The sequence below is a fragment of the Sphingomonas bacterium genome, from assembly GCF_903643065.1.
In the GTDB taxonomy this organism is placed as follows: Bacteria; Pseudomonadota; Alphaproteobacteria; order Sphingomonadales; family Sphingomonadaceae; genus Sphingomonas.
In genome coordinates, this window is record NZ_CAHJWX010000386.1 from 1 (window position 1) to 3030 (window position 3030).

The 3030-nt window shown below is 69.5% G+C and carries 4 protein-coding genes and 1 tRNA gene; all 5 read left to right on the forward strand.

Annotated elements, in window-relative coordinates:
* Positions 1-2: 2 nt before the first annotated feature.
* The 5 genes from HUU95_RS12565 (at position 3) to HUU95_RS12585 (ending at position 2888) form a co-directional block, all read left to right on the forward strand.
* Complete coding sequence (locus HUU95_RS12565) at positions 3-170, forward strand: dihydrodipicolinate reductase C-terminal domain-containing protein (RefSeq protein WP_438827212.1); 168 nt, start codon at positions 3-5, stop codon at positions 168-170.
* Positions 167-814, forward strand: a complete 648-nt coding sequence (gene nth, locus HUU95_RS12570) for an endonuclease III (RefSeq protein WP_174280413.1) — start codon at positions 167-169, stop codon at positions 812-814. Before HUU95_RS12565 ends, nth begins: the two co-directional genes overlap by 4 nt.
* A gap of 4 nt (positions 815-818) precedes the next feature.
* The gene (locus HUU95_RS12575) at positions 819-1202 is read left to right on the forward strand and encodes a hypothetical protein (protein WP_174280414.1); all 384 of its coding nucleotides are present in this window, start codon (positions 819-821) and stop codon (positions 1200-1202) included.
* A 42-nt stretch (positions 1203-1244) separates the two neighbouring features.
* Positions 1245-1321: transfer RNA gene (locus HUU95_RS12580), tRNA-Arg, on the forward strand.
* 100 nt (positions 1322-1421) lie between these two features.
* A complete protein-coding gene (locus tag HUU95_RS12585) occupies positions 1422-2888 on the forward strand; it encodes an AAA family ATPase (protein ID WP_174280415.1) in 1467 nt (488 codons plus the stop codon).
* Positions 2889-3030: the final 142 nt, after the last annotated feature.

Here is a 3030-nt window from a genome sequence, read left to right on the forward strand (position 1 = left end):
CAGTGATCGGCGACCACAAGGTGGTGTTCGCGGGCGAGGGCGAGCGGATCGAGCTGACGCACGTCGCCGAGGACCGCGCCACCTTCGCGCACGGCGCGGTGCGCGCGGGCCTGTGGCTGGTCGGCCAGGCGCCGGGGCGATACGCGATGACGGACGTGCTTGGCCTGTGAAGCGGAAGGACGTTTTCGAATTCTACCGGCGGCTCGCCGCGGCCGATCCGGCGCCCGAGACCGAGCTGGACTGGATCAACCCCTATACGCTGCTGGTCGCGGTGACGCTGTCGGCGCAGGCGACCGATGTGTCGGTGAACAAGGCGACGGGGCCGCTGTTCGACGAGGTGCGCGATCCGGCGGCGATGGTGGCGCTGGGCGAGGAGGCGCTCAAGGGGCACATCCGCACGATCGGGCTGTACAACGCGAAGGCGAAGAACGTGATCGCGCTGAGCCGGATCCTGCTCGACGAGCATGATGGCACCGTGCCCGCCGACCGCGATGCGCTGGAGCGGCTGCCGGGCGTCGGGCGCAAGACCGCCAACGTCGTGATGAACGTCGCGTTCGGGGCGGAAACGATCGCGGTCGACACGCATGTGTTCCGCGTCGGCAATCGCACGGGGCTGGCGCCGGGCCGGACGCCGGCGGCGGTGGAGACGGTGCTGGAGCAGGTGACGCCCGCGCCGTTTCGCCGCGGCGCGCATCACTGGCTGATCCTGCACGGGCGGCATGTCTGCAAGGCGCGGCGCCCCGAATGCTGGCGGTGCATCGTCGCCGGCCTTTGCGCGTTCAAGCCCCAGACACCCCCGCCTGTCGGAGCCTGACCCCATGTCCCATCCCTGGCGCCTGTCGCTCGCCGCCCTCTCGCTCGCGCTGGTCGCCGCCGCCGACCGCTCGCGCGTGCCCGAGGCGACCCCCGCCGGCGCCCCCGTGACCTGTCTGCACCTGTCCCAGATCCGCGAGTCCCGCGTGCGCGACGACCGGACGATCGACTGGTTCACGCGCGACAACCGGGTGTACCGCACGACGCTGGCCTATGCGTGTCCGGAACTCGGGTTCGAGCAGCGCTTCGCCTACGAGACCTCGCTGTCCGAGCTGTGCCAGACCGACATCATCACCGTCTTCCACACCAGCCCGGTCCAGCGCGGCGCGTCCTGCGGCCTGGCGCCGTTCCAGCCGGTGACGCTGGCCGACGCCCGGCATCGCCGCTAAGACTGGCGCGGCCGCCCGCGCGCTGCTACGCAAACACCGTTGGCACCCGTAGCTCAGCTGGATAGAGCGCTGCCCTCCGAAGGCAGAGGTCACAGGTTCGAATCCTGTCGGGTGCGCCAGCTTCTCCGCCATTTGTGACCTTCCCACGGGGAATCGTCTGCTTCGCGCGGGCGCAGAATGGGCGCACTACGATCAGATTGACCTGCAGGAGCGCGCTGCATGAGCCGCGCCCAGGAGATCACGCGCGCCTTCGGGGGCGACTGGCACGGCAACTACGGCGCCTTTCCTTTGCCTGGCCACAGCAAGGCCGATCGCGGCATGACCGTGAAGGATGCGGAGGGCGACGACGTGCTCTTCAACAGCTTCAACGGCGGCGACTGGAAGGCGGTCCGAGACGAATGTCGGCAGCGCGGCTTGCTCCCAGAGACGCTTGGCGCCTGCGCCCGCGGCCTGCCGCCGACCCGTGTCACCGGCATCTATGACTATGCCGACGAACATGGCGAGGTCCTCTACCGGACGGTTCGGAAGGAGAGGCGGGGGGAGCGGAAGCGGTTCGTGGCCGAGCGGCCGGACGGACGCGGCGGATGGAGGAGCGGCCTCGGGGAAGCGCAACGAGTTCCTTACCGCCTGCCGGCGCTCCTGACGGCCGATCCCGACGAGCCCGTCTATCTCACGGAGGGCGAACGCAAGGCCGACAAGGTGGCCGAATGGGGCTTCACCGCCACCGCCGTCGCGTTCGGTGCCAAGGGCTGGCGGCACGACTATGCCGAGTGGTTGCGGGACCGAACGGTGGCGATCCTGCCCGACAATGACGAGGAAGGGCGTGGCTTCGCTATTGGCGCGCGCGACAGCATCCAGGCGGCCGGCGGGCGCGCTGTAATTGTCGATCTGCCCGGCCTGTTACCCAAGGGTGACGTGATCGACTGGACTGGCACGGCAGACGAGCTTCGGAGCCTCACCGCTGCCGCGCTCGCGGTGGCCGATGCCCCGGCCGGGCTTATCCCGCTGCTCGATCCTGCCGCCTGGGCGACGGTGGAGACGCCAGCCCGCGTGTGGGCGCTCCATGAGATGATCCTTGTCGGGCAGGTGACGTACCTCACCGGCGCAGGCGCCACGGGCAAATCCCTCCTGGGCCAGCAGCTCGCCACCTGCATCGCGCTCGGGCAGCCCTTCATGGGGCTGGAGACGCGCCAGGGCACCGCCCTCTATCTCACCTGCGAGGATGACGCAGACGAGCTGCACCGGCGGCAGAAACCAATCTGCGAGGCGCTGGGCAGCACCATGCCGCAGCTCTCCGGAAAGCTCCACCTCGGCTCGCTGGCGGGCGCGATCGGCAACGAGCTGTCCACTTTCGATCCGCTCGGCCGGATGCCATGGCCGACCACGAGCCGTCACGAACGCGGTTACGGCACCGCTCACGACAAGATGCGGGCGCGACTCTTGCGCGAGGTGGCGACGTGCGAGGAATGCGATCGTCGGGGTCGGGTGACGCCAGGCAAGATCGCCGACCACATCATCCCGCTGGCGCAGGGCGGGACCGGCGAGCGCAGCAACTATCAGCTGCTATGCAAGCCCTGCTCCGATGCGAAGACGGCGGCGGAGCGAGGCGCGCAAGCCGCCACGAGGGGGGCCGTGGGTCGCGATGGGCGACCGGTCGACCCGTCGCATCCGTGGAACCGGCGCTGACCCCCCTGCCCGAAAGTCTCAGGCCGACCGGCGTCAGGACCGAAATCAGCCTTGCGTGCGCACCGTGTGTATCGGCGTGCAAAAGGGACCCCCTTAGCGGGGTGATCGGCGTCCAAGAGGGACCCCTCATTTCGATGGCGTA

Coding starts and splice junctions, on each gene's coding strand:
- HUU95_RS12585 (WP_174280415.1), top strand. CDS start 1,422: ATGAGCCGCGCCCAGGAGATCACGCGCGCCTTCGGGGGCGACTGGCAC.
- HUU95_RS12575 (WP_174280414.1), top strand. CDS start 819: ATGTCCCATCCCTGGCGCCTGTCGCTCGCCGCCCTCTCGCTCGCGCTG.